We start from the raw sequence: 15,095 nt of genomic DNA, 5'->3' as shown, positions 1-15,095 counted from the left end.
ACCGCATGTTCACCAGCCGGGCCGAGTTCCGCCTGCAGCTGCGCGAGGACAACGCCGACATGCGCCTGACCGAAGCCGGCCGCCGCATGGGCCTGGTGGGCGACGCGCAGTGGGATGCTTTCTGCCGCAAGCGCGACGCTGTTTCACGTGAAACAGAGCGACTCAAAGCCACCTGGGTGAACCCGCGCACTTTGCCCGCGGCCGAATCGGAGCGGGTGCTGGGCAAGGCGATCGAACACGAACACAACTTGTTCGACCTGCTGCGCCGCCCCGGTGTGGCCTATGCGGAGCTGGTCGGGCTCGACGCGGGCAAGTATGTCGGCCCCGACGTTTCACGTGAAACACTGGGCGATCTGCTGGAACCCGTGGTGGAGCAGGTGGAGATCGCGGCCAAGTACTCGGGCTACATCGACCGCCAGAAGGACGAGGTGGAGCGCGCCTCGCACCACGAGCACCTGAAGCTGCCGGCCGAGCTGGACTACGCGCAGGTCACGGCCTTGTCGTTCGAGGCGCGGCAGAAGCTGGCGAAACACCGGCCGGAGACGCTGGGCCAGGCCGCACGCATCTCGGGCATCACCCCGGCCAGCATCTCGCTGTTGATGATTCACCTGAAAAAGGGTGGCTTCAAGGGTTTCGCCAAGCTCACGGAAGAGCAGGGCGCATGAGTGCCGTCACTCTGAAGCAGGCGCTGGAAGCCGGGTTGCTCGAACTCGGGCTCGACCTGTCCGCTGCGCAGGTGGACCAGCTGCTGGCCTACCAGGATCTGATCGCCAAGTGGAACAAGGTCTACAACCTGACCGCCGTGCGCGACCCGCAGGAAATGCTCACGCACCACCTGCTCGACAGCCTGGCCGCGATTCCGCCATTGTTGCGCCAGACCGGTGGGCAGCCGGGTTTCGCCGCCGGGCCGCCCCAAGGTGAAACAGCCCCCACGGGGGGCAGCGACCCGCGCAGCGGCGGAGCATGGGGGCCACCCATTCGGCTGCTGGACGTGGGCTCTGGCGGTGGCTTGCCCGGCGTGGTGATCGCCATCACCTGCCCACAGATTCAGGTGCACTGTGTGGACACGGTGCTCAAGAAAGCGACCTTCATCCAGCAGGTGGCGGCTTCGCTCAAGTTGCCGAACCTGCGCGGCATCCATGCGCGCGTGGAATCCCTGAAAGCGGAAGAGGGCGGTGGCTACGACGTGGTCTGCTCCCGCGCGTTCGCGTCGCTGGTGGATTTCACCGTCTGGTCGTCATCTGCCTTGAAGCCGGGCGCGGTGTGGATGGCGATGAAGGGCAAGCACCCTGCGGATGAGCTCGCTGCGCTGCCCGCTTCGGTGGCCGTGTTTCACGTGGAACAACTGACGGTGCCGGGGTTAGAGGCTGAGCGGTGCATCGTTTGGCTCCGGTCTGCCGCCTCATTGGCCTGAGCTTTTTGCTTTCGACGCGTTTCGCTCATTGACCTCACGCCAGGCCCGTGGCGACATGCGCGTTCTCCGGCCCACGCTCGCGGGCGGAGGGGCCGGTCCGCTGAAACCCTTGCGTCAAAGCCGTGCCGGCTCGCTGCTGCGTAGGCAACCGCGAATGGGGCCTGCGCCCGCGCACATCGCCACCGTCCTGTGAGAAGTACCCGAGCGAGCGCATTGACCGAAGGCCCTGGTGCCACTGGAGGGGGCTGTGGCGTGTGGATGGGCGGCGGGACGATTCGCGGTTGCCACAGTGTGGGCGTCCTCGGGCGATATTGACGCGAAGGCGGATGCGCGCCAGCCCATGCGCCCGCGAGCTGGACCAGAGCACAGCCACGCGACGCAGCCCCCTCTGAACCCAAGCCACGAACGAAAGAAGCAACGGCCAGCCAAAAAGCCAAACGAACAGAAGAGGGCGCTCACGTAAACTCACCCCCTCACACCCCGGGGGATTCAGCATGTTCGGCATCGCAGACTACGGCGCTTTCGTCGCCGCCATCGTCCTGTTCCTGGCCATTCCCGGCCCGGGCAACCTCGCTCTCATCACCTCCACCAGCAAAGGTGGCATCCGAGGCGGGCTCGCCGCCACCTTCGGCGTGATCTCGGGCGATCAGGTCCTGATGTGGGCCGCGGTCGCCGGGGTCGCCACCTTGCTCGCCACCTACCCGGCCGCCTTCAACGCCGTGCAGTGGCTCGGCGCCGCCTACCTCGCCTGGCTCGGCTTCAAGATGCTCACTGCCAAGCCCGGCGACGCACCGGTCCTCAACATCCGCCCTCGCCAATACTTCCAGCAGGCCTTCACCATCACGCTGCTCAACCCCAAGGCCATCGTCTTCTACATGGCCTTCTTCCCGCTCTTCGTCGACCCCGCCAAACACCAGGGCCTGCTCACCTTCGGCGCCATGGCCGTGACCGTCGCGATCCTGACCTTTTTCTACGGCCTGACCGCCGTGCTGCTCACCCACTTCCTCGCCGAACGCATGCGCGCCAACCCAAAAATCGGGCGCACGCTGGAGAAGCTGGCGGGCGTCTTTCTCATCGGATTCGGCATCAAGCTGGCCATCTCCAAATGACACCGGTGGACCAGCGCGCCCTGGCTGCCAGACCCGTCAGGCTGCTCGGCCTGTGCGGCAGCCTTCGCCGGCAGTCCCGAAGCCGCGCGTTGCTCGATGCCACCGGCCTGGTGACACGTGGTCCGGCGGTGCCTGGCCCGGTGGCTTTTCGGATCTTTGAGCACCTGGGGCAACTGCCCTTGTTCAATCCCGACGACATGGCCTTGCCAACGGCCCAGGTGCTGGCGCTGTGGGCGGCTGTTGACGACGCCGACGCCCTGGTCATCGCCAGCCCCGAATACGCGCACGGTGTCACCGGAACGATCAAGAACGCCTTGGACTGGCTCGTCGGCCACCCGCCGTTTGCCGGCAAACCCATCGCGGTTTTCAACCCCTCGCACCGGGCGGACCACGCCGATCTGTCCCTGAAAGAAACCCTTCGCACCATGGCCGCCGACCTGATTCCCGGCGCATGTGTGCGCATTCCCGTCACCGCCTGCGACCTGAGCGCGCAACAGTTGTCGGCCACCTCGCCCTGTCAAGAGCTGATGACAGAGGCGCTGCAAGCGGTGGTGGGGCATCTGCGGGAGCGGTCCGATTCACCGGGGCAGAAGGACCGGTCCCTCGAACACGGCAAACACTTCGACGCGAAAGAGACGGCGTGATGGCAAAAATATTCTGTGTGGCCAACCAGAAAGGTGGCGTCGGCAAGACCACCACCACCGTCAACCTCGCCGCTGGCCTGGCCAAGGTGGGGCAGCGCGTGCTGATGGTCGATCTCGACCCGCAGGGCAACGCGACCATGGGCTCGGGCGTGGACAAACGCAGCATGGAGCTCTCGGTCTACGACGTGCTGCTGGAGTCGGCCTCGGTCAAGGAAGCGGCCATCTTTTCGGAGAAATGCGGTTACCACGTGCTCGGCGCCAATCGCGAACTGGCCGGTGCCGAGGTCGAGCTGGTCGAGCTGGAGCGGCGCGACCAGCGCCTGAAAACCGCGCTCGCTGCCGTCGACGCCGACTACGACTTCGTGCTGATCGACTGCCCGCCCAGCTTGAGCATGCTCACCCTCAACGGCCTGTGCTCTGCCCACGGCGTGATCGTGCCCATGCAGTGCGAGTACTTCGCGCTCGAAGGCCTGACCGATCTGGTCAACACCATCAAGCAGGTGCACGCCAACCTCAACCCCGACCTGCAGATCATCGGCCTGCTGCGCGTCATGTTCGACCCGCGCATCACCCTGCAGCAGCAGGTGAGCGACCAGCTCAAGGCGCACTTTGGCGACAAGGTGTTCGACAGCGTGATCCCGCGCAACGTGCGCCTGGCCGAAGCGCCCAGCTACGGCCTGCCCGGCGTGGTGTTTGATCCCGCTGCGCGCGGCAGCCAGGCCTTCGTGGCCTTCGCCACCGAAATGGTGGCTCGCATCAACCAGATGTGAGCGCCAGCTTTCGTTGAGAATCAGATGAAACCTGACAACGTCCTCATCCTGCCCGGCTGGCAGAACAGCGGCCCCGACCACTGGCAGAGCCGTTGGGAAGCCCGGTACGGGTATCAACGGGTGGACCAGCACGACTGGATGACGCCCAAACGCGGCGACTGGATCGCGCGGCTGGAAGACGTGATCCTGGCTTGCGACGGCCCGGTGGTGCTCGTCGCCCACAGCTTGGGTTGCATCCTCACCGCCGCCTGGGCCGAAGTGTCGCGCAGCACCCACCGCGTGCAAGGCGCGCTGTTGGTCGCGCCGGGCGACCCCGAACGCGAAGCGCTGCGGGGCCTGCTGCCCAGCTGGTCGCCCATCGTCCGCCAGCGCCTGCCGTTTCCCAGCACCCTGGTCGGCAGCCGCAACGACCCGTATTGCGACTTCACCAAAGCCCATAGCCTGGCCGACAGCTGGGGCGCACGCTTCATCGACCTCGGCGAACGCGGCCACATCAACGCCGAATCCGGCCTGGGCGACTGGCCCGAGGGGCTGGCAGAGCTCAACGCCATGATTGACAAGAAAGAAGACTGAACCCCATGGTCACCAAAAAACCCAAAGGCCTCGGCCGCGGACTCGAAGCCCTGCTGGGCCCCAAGGTCGCCGAAGCCGCTTCGCCCGACGCGCAGGACAACGCGCGCAACGCCACCCCCAGCTCGCTGCCCCTGACCGAGCTGGTCGCGGGCGTCTACCAGCCGCGCACGCACATGGACGAGGGCGCGCTGTACGAGCTGGCCGAGTCGATCAAGGCGCAAGGGATCATGCAGCCGATCCTGGTGCGCAAGCTGGCCGACGGACCGAACGCCGGCAAGTACGAAATCATCGCGGGCGAACGGCGCTTCCGCGCCTCCAAGCTCGCCGGGCTGGACAGCGTGCCGGTGCTGGTGCGCGACGTGCCCAACGAAGCGGCGGCCGCGATGGCGCTGATCGAGAACATCCAGCGCGAGGACCTGAACCCGCTGGAGGAGGCGCAGGGCCTGCAGCGGCTGGTGAAGGAGTTCGGCCTGACGCACGAGCAGGCGGCGCAGGCCGTGGGCCGTTCGCGCAGTGCCGCCAGCAACCTGCTGCGCCTCTTGCAGCTCGCCGAGCCGGTGCAGACCATGCTGATGGCCGGTGACATCGACATGGGCCATGCCCGTGCGCTGCTGGCGCTGGAGAAGGTGGCGCAGATCACGGCGGCCAACCAGATCGCGGCCAAGAAGATGTCGGTGCGCGAGGCCGAGAGCCTGGTGAAGAAGCTCGGCGCCGAGTTCAACCTGGTGCCGCAAAAGCCCACGAAGGACAAGTCACGCGACATCAAGCGCGTGGAAGAGGAGCTGTCCGACCTGCTGACCGCCGAGGTCGAGGTGCGCGTCAAGAAACGCGTCAAGCGCCATGGCCGCGTCGAAGAGATGGGCGAGCTGGCCATCCAGTTCGGCTCGCTCGACGAGCTCAACGGTCTCATTGACAAGCTGCGCGGCGAGCGCTGACTGCCGCACGCACGCAAGCCCCAAAGAAAAAGGCCTCCAGGTGGAGGCCTTTTTCGATGCGTGGCGCCAGCTACAAGAACGCAGTGGAACCGGCTTCGCCGGCCCAAGGGCATCGTCCCCCTGGGGGAAAGCCGCGCAGCGGCGCAGGGGGGAGCTTAATTCCCCACCTTCAGCTGGCCGCCTTTGCCCAGACCGCCCTTGACCTCTTGCGCCTTGTAGTTGCGCAGGGCGATGACCATCTGGTTATAGGAGTCGGTGAACGCGGCCACGGTGGCCTTGCCGGCGGGCGAGCGCGAGAAGCCGCCCAGCGAACCGGCGGCGCTGGGGCCGAACACGCTCAGGGCCGCGCCGTAGTTGGTGGCGGTGGCATTGCCTTCGGAGATGGCGATCTGCACGCCCGAACGGATGTCGAACATGGTCAGCGTCACGACCGAGGCCTTGCTTTCCAGGCCGCCGGCCAGGGCCGCCAGGTTGCGGTTGCGGCCACCCAGCAGGCCGCCCAGCGCGCCGACGACCTGACCGGTCGACTCGTTGTCGATGATGATCGCGGGCTCCAGGTAGTAGTCGGCGGCAACGCGCTGACCCTTCTGCTGCTGCGAACCGGCGCGGAACTCGCCCGAGTTGCGCTGCTTGTCGGTGATGGCGGAGATCTTGCTCTCGGTCTTGTTGTTGCCGATCGAGGTGATCACGAAGCAGTTGGACTGGGCCACGGCCAGGCGGATCAGCGGCTCGATGCTGGTGACCTGGGTGGCGGCGCCGAAGCTGCCCCACCACTCTTTGCCACGGCCGTCGTCCACCGCCAGCGTGCCCAGCGGGGAGGCGCAGCGCTCCAGCGAGGAGTTGGCACCCACGCTGGTGCCGCCCGCGGCAGCGCCGGTGGTGGCGGTGGGGCTGGAACCGGTGGTGACACGGCCACCGCCGGTACCGCCGCAGGCCGTGAGCGTGAGACCCAGTGCGAGGGCGGTGGTCAGACGGGTGGTGGTGGTCAGTTTCATGAGAGCCTTCCTGAGATCAAGGTGAGAGAGAAAAGGGGGGGGAGTGGGGCGAGCGGCAAACGGTTCAATAGAAGAGCCAGCGGCCGTCGCGCCAATAGGTGCGGTAAGCATAGCCGCTGTACCAGCCGCCAAACCAGCCGTTCTTGCGCACGTCTTCGCGCCATTTGAAGTCGGACTGGGCTTCGTTCTTGGCCTTGCGGGCCTGCACCAGCATCTTCTTGGCTTCCTTGTCGCCCTTGTCGGCGGCCATCATCAGCCAGCGCTCTGCCTCGGCGGGGTCGGAACCCATTTCTTCGAGGCCCACGAGGTAGAAGCGGCCCAGTGCCTGCGCCGCCTTGAAGTCACCGCGTTCGCCCGCGTCGCGCATCCACTTGATGGCGAGGTAGCCGTCTTTGCGAACGCCGTCGCCACGGAAGTAACGCAGCCCCAGGTCGTAGGCCGCGCGCGGGTCCTTTTCGGCCATGGCTTCAAGTGCGGCGACCCGGGCATCGGCGGCGGGGTCGGCCTTGGCCGCCAGCTCGGCCTCGAAGTTCGCGGTGTTGCGCGGCCGGTCGGAGCAGCCGCTGGCGTCGCAGATGCGGATGGTGTCTTGCGCGAAGGCCGAGCCCGACAGCAGCAGCAAGGGAAGCAACAGGCGTTTCATGGGAGATCCTCCGCGTGAGACATCAAAAAGTGGGAAGAAAGTTTACCCCGCGATTTTGCGCTTGCCCAGCCGAGTCAACGCCCACGCCCGGGCGCCGGTGGAGGCGTTGGCTCCCCTGCATGAGGGAGCCCGGACCCCTCAGATCGCGAAGATCTTGCCCGGGTTCAGGATGTTGTCCGGGTCAAGCGCACGCTTGATGGTGCGCATCATGTCCACCGCGCCGCTGCCGGCCTCGGTGAGCAGGAAGTCCATCTTGTGCAGGCCCACACCGTGTTCGCCGGTGCAGGTGCCCTCCAGGCTGAGCGCGCGCGCCACCAGCCGGTTGTTCAGCACCTCGGCGCGCTCGCGCTCTTCGGGGATGGCCGGGTCGATCAGGTAACCGAAGTGGAAGTTGCCGTCGCCCACGTGGCCCACCAGGAAGTAGGGGATGCCGCTCGCGTCGGCCTCGGCCACCGAGTCGAGCAAGCAGTCGGCCAGCCGGCTGATGGGCACGCAGGTGTCGGTGCTGATCGCGCGGCAGCCGGGCTTGCTCTGGATGGCCGCGAAGTAGGCGTTGTGCCGCGCGGTCCACAGGCGCGTGCGCTCCTCGGGCGTGGTCGCCCACTGGAAGGCCTTGCCCTCGAACTCGCTGGCGATCTCCTGCACCGTCTCGGCCTGTTCCTTCACGCTCGCGGGCGAGCCGTGGAACTCCATCAGCAACATGTTTTCTTCGCGCAGGCCGAGCTTGCTGTGCGCGTTGACCATGCGCACGGTGTTGTGGTCGATCAGCTCGCAGCGCGCGATCGGCACGCCCAGCTGGATCACCTGGATCACGGTGCGCACGGCGGCTTCGATGGTGGGGAAGGAGCAGGTCGCGGCCGAGATCGCCTCGGGCAGCGGGTAGAGCTTGAGCGTCACCTCGGTGATCACGCCCAGCGTGCCTTCGCTGCCCACCATCAGGCGCGTGAGGTCGTAGCCGGCGCTGCTCTTCTTGGCGCGCGTGCCGGTGCGGATGACCTCGCCCTTGGCGGTGACCACTTCGAGCGCCAGCACGTTCTCGCGCATGGTGCCGTAGCGCACGGCGTTGGTGCCGGAAGCGCGCGTGGCCGCCATGCCGCCGATGGAGGCGTCGGCCCCTGGGTCGATGGGGAAGAACAGGCCTTCGCTCTTCACCGCGTTGTTCACGCCCATGCGCGTCACGCCCGGCTGCACCGTCACCGTCAGGTCCTCGGCGTTGATCGACAGCACCTGGTCCATGCGGCTGACGTCGATGCTGATGCCGCCCTGCACCGCGAGCAGATGGCCTTCGAGCGAGGAGCCCACGCCGAAGGGAATGACCGGGTACTGGTGTTGTGCCGCGAGCTTCACGGCGTCGGCCACGTCCTGGGTGTTCTGCGCGAACACCACCGCCGCCGGTGGCGGCACGTCGTAGACGGATTCGTCGCGCCCGTGTTGCTCGCGAACCGCCTGGGCGGTGGAGCACTGGGCGCCAAAGCGCTGCTGCAGCGAGGCGATCAGCGCGGCGGGCACCTCGCGCTGGCGGATGTCCGGCGCGAGGTGGACCAGGGGCGTGGGGGCGTTCATGGGTGTCTCCTGTGGGCGCCGGACATCGGGTCCGATCGGTCCGGCAGTTTAGCCCTTCGGGGTGCCTGGCCCGCTGCCAGAAACCCGCCCCCGCGCCCGGGTTTACATCTTCATCGCCTTGCTGAATTCGGCCAGGTTCACCGAGCCGTCCTTGTCGCCATCGACCTTTTCGAAGTTGGCGGCCACGGCCGGCAACACGGCGGCCTCTTCGCGGCTGAGCTTGCCGTCGGCGTTCTTGTCGGCCTTGGTGAACGCGGCGCTGATCTCCTTGTCCATGGCGGTGGCCGGCGCGGCCGTGCTCTGCGCAAACGCCGTGCCGGCGGCGCCCAGGGTCAGGCCGGCGATGAGCATGAGGCTGCGGGCTTCGAAGTTGGCGATGCGGGTGTTGCGACGGGTCATGTGCTGCTCCTGAGTTGTTGAAAGGACTTGCATTGCACCGTCATCACGCTTCCATTGCCAGCGCTTTTGCTAGCTGTTTCCGGCAGCACCGTCTGCTTGCCTGAGACACATTTCCCTGCGTGCTGTAACGGCCCCCATGCTCCGCCGCTGCGCGGGTCGCTGCCCCCCTGGGGGGCCGTTTTGCCTTGGGGCGGCCCGACGGCAAAACGCCCTGCCCATTCCATGCTTTGGCGGTTCCCGCACAATCCGGTCCACACCAACGAGACAAGGACCGCCATGGGCAACCGCCTCACCCAGATTGCCACCCGCACCGGCGACGCCGGCACCACCGGCCTCGGCGACAACACCCGCGTGTCCAAGCACAGCCTGCGCGTGCACGCCATGGGCGACGTGGACGAGCTGAACTCGCAGATTGGCGTGCTGCTGTGCGAAGAGCTGCCCGCCGACGTGCGCACGCTGCTGGTCGAGATCCAGCACCAGCTCTTCAACCTCGGCGGCGAGCTGTCCATCCCCGGTTACGAGCTGCTCAAGCCCGAGGCGGTGGCGGCGCTGGACGACGCGCTGGAGCACCACAACGCGCAGTTGCCGCGCTTGCAGGAGTTCATCCTGCCGGCGGGCAACCGCGCCGCGTCGCTGGCCCACGTGTGCCGCACCGTGGCGCGCCGCGCCGAACGCGCGCTGGTGGCGCTGGGCGTTGAGGAAGCCATCAAGGACGGCCCGCGCCAGTACCTCAACCGCCTGAGCGACCTCATGTTCGTGCTCGCGCGTGTGCTCAACCGCATGAACGGCGGCGACGACGTGTACTGGAAGAGCGAGCGCCTGGAGCAACAAGGGGCCGCCGAGTGACGCTGCGCGCCGCCGCGTGGGCGCTCTGCGCGTGGCTGCCCGCCGTCGCGGGGGCCGCCACGGCCCAGCCGGCGGCCGGCCAGGTGGAGCTGGTGTGCGAGGCGGTCTACCAGCCGGCGCGAACCACCTGGGTGCGCCGCGTTGCCATCGACCACGACGCGCGGCGCGTGAAGGCCGTGCGCATCGACGGCGTGCCCGTCTACAGCTTCGCCATCGCCGGCACGGTGATCCTCACCTCGCTGGACAACGAACGCATCCAGATCGACACCGCCGCACAGACCTGGACCAGCGACTTCCGCGGCCTGGCCACGGCGCAGGGGCGCTGCGAGCGGGCGGCCTGACATCGCCTGTGGTGGTCGCCGGTCCCCCGGTCGTGGTCACGCCCTCGGTGCCAGCACCGCCATCGTGATGCGCGACACGCAGGTCAGTTCCCCCGCGTCGTTCCTCAAATCAATTTGCCAGACCTGAGTCGTGCGGCCGATGTGCACCGGCCGCGTGGTGCCGGTGACCCAGCCGCTGGTCGCGCCCTTGAGGTGGTTGGCGTTGATGTCCAGGCCCACGGCGCGGTGGCCTTCGGGGCAGCTGTAGGCGGCGCCGCAGCTGCCCAGGGTTTCGGCCAGCACCACGCTCACGCCGCCGTGCAGCAGGCCATACGGTTGCTTCGTGCGGGTGTCGACCGGCACGCGCGCGGTGATGAAGTCGTCACCGACTTCGAGGAACTCCATGCCCAGGTGCTGCACCGCGGTGCCGACGTGGATGGCGGTGAGCTCCTCGACGGAGATCGGTCGGGTCCAGACGCGGGTCATGACTTTTTCCCGCCGATCAAGGCCCACAGCAGGATGGCGCCAAAGGTCGCGGTACCGATGCCGCCGAGGGCGAAGTCGCCGAACTTGAGGGTGTAGTCGCCGGTGCCCAGCACCAGGGTGATGGCCGCGACCAGCAGGTTCTTGTTGTCCGAAAAATCCACCTTTTTGTCGACCCAGATCTTGGCGCCGGCCACGGCGATCAGGCCGAACACGACGATGGACACGCCGCCCATCACGGCCAGCGGGATCGCCTGGATCAGCGCGCCGAACTTGGGGCTGAAACCCAGCAGCACGGCCATGCAGCCGGCCACGAGGAACACGGCGGTCGAGTAGATCTTGGTCGCGGCCATGACGCCGATGTTCTCGGCGTAGGTGGTCACGCCGGTGCCGCCCGCGCTGCCGGCCACCATGGTGGCGATGCCGTCGCCGATGAAGGCGCGGCCCATGTAGGCGTCGAGGTTCTTGCCGGTCATCGCGGTCACGGCCTTGATGTGGCCCAGGTTCTCGGCCACCAGGATGATGGCCACGGGCGCGATCAGCAGCATGGCGTTGGCGCTGAACACCGGCGCGCTGAAGTTCGGCATGCCGAACCAGGCGGCGTTGGCGATGCCGCTCAGGTCCAGCGGCTTGCCCAGGCCCATGCCGTTGGTGAGCACGGCGTAGACGATGCTGGCGACGATCAGGCCCACGAGGATGAGCAGGCGCTGCACCATGCCGCTGCTGAACACCGCGACCAGCGCGACGCAGACGAAGGTGATGCCCTGCATCCACTTGTCGAAGTCGGTCGGCGCCATGTTCTTGATCGGGATGCCGGCCAGGTTCAGGCCGATCACCGCCACCACCGCGCCGGTGACGACCGGCGGCATGAAGCGCTCGATCCAGCCGGTGCCGATGGCCTGCACCACCACGCCAATGAGGGTGTAGAGCGCGCCGCAGGCGATGATGCCGCCCAGCGCCACGCCGATGTTGGCGTTGGGGCCGGAACCGGCGTAGCCGCTGGCCGCAATCACCACGCCGATGAAGGCGAAGCTGGAGCCGAGGTAGCTGGGCACCTTGCCGCCGGTGATGAGGAAGAAGATCAGGGTGCCGATGCCGCTCATGAGGATGGCGACGTTCGGATCGAAGCCCATGAGGATGGGGGCGAGCACGGTGGCGCCGAACATGGCGATCAGATGCTGCACGCCCATCACGCCGGTCTGCGGCCAGGGCAGGCGCTCGTCGGGCCCGATGACGCCGCCGTTGGCGAGGGTGGAGGAGGGTTTTTCAGTCCAGCTCAATAGGCCCATGGGAACTCCTTGGTGGTGGGGGTCGGATCGCCCGAGATTCTGCGCGCGAAAACGCCGCCGCACCGATCCGGTGCGCGACAAGCCCAGGAGGCCGCAGACAGTGCTTTGGCACGAGGCGAACCAACGCAGTGATACGTTTGAAGGCGAACCCGTATCAGGCGACGCGGAAGACTCGGATCTGCACCCGGTCGGGGAAGCGCGCGCCGGTGCCGATGAAGAGGCTCTGTGTCATCCAGGCCAGCGCGGGGTGCGAGACCTCGAAGGTCGGCGCGCAGCGGAAGTAGATCGCGGCCGGGTCCACCGGCTCGCCGCGCACGAGCTTGGCGATGTCGTCGGCCGAGCCGCGGCGCAGCGCGCGGTTCTGCACGAACACGTGGGCACCGGCCCAGTCGGCGTCGTCCAGCCGCAGCAGGTAACGCGCGTCGAGGTCGGCGCAGGTCTCGCTCACCACGAGCTGGAAGTCCGCGCCGCCGGGCAGCACCGCGCCGTTGACCTGGCCGCTCACCGTGCCCCCGGTGATGGGAATGATGCGGCGCCGGCCCTGGCTGTTGAGGCCGAAGGTCTGGCCCGCTTCGATGGGCGCGGCGACGAAGACCGTGAGGTCGAACACGGGTTCGAGCAGGGGGGTGGGCAGGGTCATGGTTGTCAATGATGCCGGAGCATTTGTCCGCGGCATGGGGCGCCGCCGCCCAGGGCACCGCCGGGCCGGCTTTGCCGGACGGCCAGTGCCGCCCCCTGGAGGGGGGCGCGCGAAGCGCGGCGGGGGTGGTTCATTTCACGGGCAAGACTTCGCCCTGGCAGCGACCGAAACCGATGCGCGCGGCGCCCGGTTTCTCGCACCAGCCGCGCAGGATCACGTTGTCGCCGTCTTCCAGGAAGCGGCGTCGTTCGCCGGTGCCAGGCAGTTCGATGTCGCGTGTGCCGCCCAGGCTGAGCTCGACGATGGCGCCGGCCTCGGGCGCGGTCGGGCCGGAGATGGTGCCCGTGCCCAGCAGGTCGCCGGTCATCAGGTTGCAGCCGCCCACGGTGTGCTGCGTGACCATCTGCGCGATGGTCCAGTACTGGTGGCGAAAGCTGGTGGCCGAGAGCCGGTCGGGCGCCGCGCCTTTCGTGCGGTGTTGCGTGGTTTCGAGCAGCACTTCCAGCTGCACGTCCACACCGCCGTGTTCGCGGTTGGCCGGCGCGTCGAGGTAGGCCAGCGGCTGCGGTTCGTCGGCCGGGTGGGCGAAGGGCACGCGGTAGGGCGCGAGCGCCTCCATCGTCACGATCCAGGGCGAGACGCTGGTGCAGAAGTTCTTGCCGAGGAAGGGGCCGAGCGGCGCCATTTCCCAGAACTGGTGGTCGCGCGCCGACCAATCGTTGAGCAGGCACATGCCGAAGATGTGATCCTCTGCTTGCTCCAGCGGAATCGGTTCGCCCATGGCGTTGCCCGGGCCGACGTAGAAGCCCATTTCCAGCTCGAAGTCGAGCCGGGTGCAGGGGCCGTAGACCGGGGCTGAGGCGCCGGGCGGCAGGGCCTGGCCCATGGGGCGGTGGAACGGCGTGCCGCTGACCACCACGCTGGACGCGCGGCCGTGGTACGCGATGGGCAGCCACTGGAAGTTGGGCGTGAGCGGGTCGTCGGGCCGCATCACGCGGCCCACGTTGCGGGCGTGGTGGATCGAGGTGTAGAAGTCGGTGTAGTTGGCGATGCGCGTGGGCACGCCGTGTTCCGCTTCGGCCTGCGGCAGCATGCAGCCGTGCAGCGTGCTCACGGTCTGTGCCGCCGCGTCGTGGCGCAGCGCGGCGAACAGCGCGTGGCGCAGCGCGCGCCAGGCCACCGGGCCCATGGCGAGGAAGTCGTTGAGCGCGCTGCCTGCGCAGGCCTGCGCGGCGAGCTGCGGCAGGCCTTCCAGCACCGAGGCCGCGGCCACGGCCGCGAGGTCCACGATCTGGTCGCCGATGGCGACACCGCCGCGGTAGGCCTCGTCCGAACCCTTGCGGCGGAACACGCCGAAGGGCAGGTTCTGGATCGGGAAATCGGTGCCCGGCTCGTTGGCCGAGCTCAGCCAGCTGCGGGTGGTGGCGTCGTGGGTGTGGTTCAGTTCCATGGCGGCTCCGTTCAGGCCGAGGCCATGAGTGAATCGTCGAAGATGGCCACGGCGCGCGTCCAGCCGGCCGAGGCTCCGCGGATCTTGTGCGGGAAGCAGGAGATGTAAAAACCGCTGGCCGGCAGGGCCTCCAGGTTGTGCAGCTTCTCCAGGTGGCAGTAACCGATGTCGCGGCCGGCCTTGTGGCCTTCCCAGATCAGGCTGGCGTCCTGCGTGGCGGCGTACTTCTGCGCGGTGTAGACGAAGGGTGCGTCCCAGCTCCAGGCGTCGGTGCCGGTCAGGCGCACGCCGCGCTCCAGCAGGTACATGGTGGCGTCGTAGCCCATGCCGCAGCCGGCGCTGACGAAGTCGTCGTGGCCGTAGCGGCTGCCGGCGCGGGTGTTGACGACCACGATCTCCAGCGGGCTCAGGGTGTGGCCGATGCGCTTGAGCTCGGTCTCGACATCGGCGGCCGTGACCACGTAGCCGTCGGCCAGGTGGCGGAAGTCCAGCTTCACGCCGGGCTGGAAGCACCACTCCAGCGGCACCTCGTCAATGGTCCACGAGCGCTTCTGTTCGCCCAGCGCCTTGTCCATGGTGCTGTGGAAGTGGTAGGGCGCGTCCAGGTGGGTGCCGTTGTGGGTCGAGAGCTGGATCATCTCCACCGCCCACACGTCGCCGTCGGGCAGGTCTTCCTGCTTGAGGCCGGGGAAGAACGGTGCCATCTGCTCGAAGGAGTTCTTGTGGTCGAAGTACTGGATCTTGGGCGCGAACGCGGGCGGGTCCGAGATCACGTCGTTTTCGAGGTAGATCGAGAGGTCAACGAAGGTGCGGGGCATGGGGTTCTCCTGTGGGAAGCGGAAGCTGAATTCAGGGGCGCTGCCAGCGCAGCAGGCGCCGCTCGGCCAGGGCCAGCGCGGCGTTGCTCGCGAAGCCGATGGCGCCGAGCAGCACGATGCCGGCGAACAACTCGCTGGCCTGGAACGAGCGCGCGGCCAGCAGGATGGCCTGGCCCAGGCCGGCCTGCGAGGCGATCATCTCGC

Annotated in this window: 17 protein-coding genes and 2 pseudogenes; 9 read left to right on the top strand and 10 right to left on the bottom strand. The window is 67.7% G+C overall.

Annotated elements, in window-relative coordinates; genetic code table 11:
* The 7 genes and pseudogenes from gidA to IV088_RS25825 form a co-directional block, all read left to right on the top strand.
* A pseudogene (gidA, locus tag IV088_RS25855) lies at positions 1 to 665 on the top strand (tRNA uridine-5-carboxymethylaminomethyl(34) synthesis enzyme MnmG); the annotation flags it as partial.
* Positions 662 to 1,414, top strand: coding sequence for a 16S rRNA (guanine(527)-N(7))-methyltransferase RsmG (gene rsmG, locus IV088_RS25850; RefSeq protein ID WP_291107920.1), 753 nt, complete (start codon positions 662 to 664; stop codon positions 1,412 to 1,414). The pseudogene gidA and the gene rsmG, both read left to right, overlap by 4 nt.
* Positions 1,415 to 1,908: 494 nt before the next feature.
* The gene (locus IV088_RS25845; RefSeq protein ID WP_291107917.1) at positions 1,909 to 2,523 is read left to right on the top strand and encodes a LysE family transporter; all 615 of its coding nucleotides are present in this window, start codon (positions 1,909 to 1,911) and stop codon (positions 2,521 to 2,523) included.
* Positions 2,520 to 3,167 (top strand): NADPH-dependent FMN reductase, encoded by a 648-nt coding sequence (locus tag IV088_RS25840; protein WP_291107914.1) that lies wholly within the window; start codon positions 2,520 to 2,522, stop codon positions 3,165 to 3,167. The genes IV088_RS25845 and IV088_RS25840 overlap by 4 nt, the downstream gene beginning before the upstream one ends.
* Entirely contained in the window at positions 3,167 to 3,937 is a 771-nt protein-coding gene (locus IV088_RS25835) for an AAA family ATPase (RefSeq protein WP_291107911.1), read from the top strand. Before IV088_RS25840 ends, IV088_RS25835 begins: the two co-directional genes overlap by 1 nt.
* A gap of 24 nt (positions 3,938 to 3,961) precedes the next feature.
* Positions 3,962 to 4,510 (top strand): alpha/beta hydrolase, encoded by a 549-nt coding sequence (locus IV088_RS25830; RefSeq protein ID WP_291107908.1) that lies wholly within the window; start codon positions 3,962 to 3,964, stop codon positions 4,508 to 4,510.
* Between the two features lie 5 nt (positions 4,511 to 4,515).
* On the top strand, positions 4,516 to 5,445 hold the full coding sequence (locus IV088_RS25825; RefSeq protein ID WP_291107905.1) for a ParB/RepB/Spo0J family partition protein: 930 nt from the start codon (positions 4,516 to 4,518) through the stop codon (positions 5,443 to 5,445).
* Positions 5,446 to 5,600: 155 nt separating this feature from the next.
* Here IV088_RS25825 and IV088_RS25820 read toward each other — a convergent pair whose 3' ends face one another.
* The 4 genes from IV088_RS25820 to IV088_RS25805 all read right to left on the bottom strand — a co-directional run bounded on the left by IV088_RS25820 (position 5,601) and on the right by IV088_RS25805 (position 9,045).
* On the bottom strand, positions 5,601 to 6,440 hold the full coding sequence (locus IV088_RS25820; protein ID WP_291107902.1) for a hypothetical protein: 840 nt from the start codon (positions 6,438 to 6,440) through the stop codon (positions 5,601 to 5,603).
* Between the two features lie 64 nt (positions 6,441 to 6,504).
* Positions 6,505 to 7,083 carry a sel1 repeat family protein gene (locus tag IV088_RS25815; protein WP_291107899.1) on the bottom strand — a complete coding sequence of 193 codons (579 nt, stop codon included), beginning with the start codon at positions 7,081 to 7,083 and terminating at the stop codon, positions 6,505 to 6,507.
* 138 nt (positions 7,084 to 7,221) lie between these two features.
* Positions 7,222 to 8,646, bottom strand: a complete 1,425-nt coding sequence (locus IV088_RS25810) for an FAD-linked oxidase C-terminal domain-containing protein (protein WP_291107897.1) — start codon at positions 8,644 to 8,646, stop codon at positions 7,222 to 7,224.
* A gap of 102 nt (positions 8,647 to 8,748) precedes the next feature.
* Positions 8,749 to 9,045 carry an EF-hand domain-containing protein gene (locus IV088_RS25805; protein WP_291107895.1) on the bottom strand — a complete coding sequence of 99 codons (297 nt, stop codon included), beginning with the start codon at positions 9,043 to 9,045 and terminating at the stop codon, positions 8,749 to 8,751.
* 276 nt (positions 9,046 to 9,321) lie between these two features.
* Between IV088_RS25805 and IV088_RS25800 the strand changes: the two genes are divergently transcribed.
* Positions 9,322 to 9,891, top strand: coding sequence for a cob(I)yrinic acid a,c-diamide adenosyltransferase (locus IV088_RS25800; protein WP_291107892.1), 570 nt, complete (start codon positions 9,322 to 9,324; stop codon positions 9,889 to 9,891).
* Positions 9,888 to 10,232 carry a hypothetical protein gene (locus IV088_RS25795; RefSeq protein ID WP_291107889.1) on the top strand — a complete coding sequence of 115 codons (345 nt, stop codon included), beginning with the start codon at positions 9,888 to 9,890 and terminating at the stop codon, positions 10,230 to 10,232. The genes IV088_RS25800 and IV088_RS25795 overlap by 4 nt, the downstream gene beginning before the upstream one ends.
* Before the next feature lie 36 nt (positions 10,233 to 10,268).
* On the opposite strand, the gene IV088_RS25790 is transcribed toward IV088_RS25795, so the two are convergent.
* From IV088_RS25790 to IV088_RS26375, 6 genes and pseudogenes are all read right to left on the bottom strand, one after another.
* The gene (locus IV088_RS25790; protein ID WP_291107887.1) at positions 10,269 to 10,697 is read right to left on the bottom strand and encodes a hotdog fold thioesterase; all 429 of its coding nucleotides are present in this window, start codon (positions 10,695 to 10,697) and stop codon (positions 10,269 to 10,271) included.
* Positions 10,694 to 11,983: a solute carrier family 23 protein gene (locus tag IV088_RS25785; protein WP_291107884.1), complete on the bottom strand. Its 1,290-nt coding sequence runs from the start codon at positions 11,981 to 11,983 to the stop codon at positions 10,694 to 10,696. The genes IV088_RS25790 and IV088_RS25785 overlap by 4 nt, the downstream gene beginning before the upstream one ends.
* A gap of 154 nt (positions 11,984 to 12,137) precedes the next feature.
* Positions 12,138 to 12,623, bottom strand: coding sequence for a DUF3237 domain-containing protein (locus IV088_RS25780; protein WP_291107881.1), 486 nt, complete (start codon positions 12,621 to 12,623; stop codon positions 12,138 to 12,140).
* A gap of 130 nt (positions 12,624 to 12,753) precedes the next feature.
* Positions 12,754 to 14,073 carry a fumarylacetoacetase gene (gene fahA / locus IV088_RS25775; protein WP_291107878.1) on the bottom strand — a complete coding sequence of 440 codons (1,320 nt, stop codon included), beginning with the start codon at positions 14,071 to 14,073 and terminating at the stop codon, positions 12,754 to 12,756.
* Between the two features lie 11 nt (positions 14,074 to 14,084).
* Positions 14,085 to 14,891, bottom strand: coding sequence for a cyclase family protein (locus tag IV088_RS25770; protein ID WP_291107876.1), 807 nt, complete (start codon positions 14,889 to 14,891; stop codon positions 14,085 to 14,087).
* A 31-nt stretch (positions 14,892 to 14,922) separates the two neighbouring features.
* A pseudogene (locus IV088_RS26375) lies at positions 14,923 to 15,095 on the bottom strand (ABC transporter permease); the annotation flags it as partial.

Origin of the sequence: Hydrogenophaga sp., from assembly GCF_018780075.1 — a bacterium.
Classification (GTDB): Bacteria; Pseudomonadota; Gammaproteobacteria; order Burkholderiales; family Burkholderiaceae_C; genus Hydrogenophaga.
The sequence above is the reverse complement of the archived record's forward strand: the minus strand, read 5'-3'. Positions and strand labels throughout refer to the sequence as shown.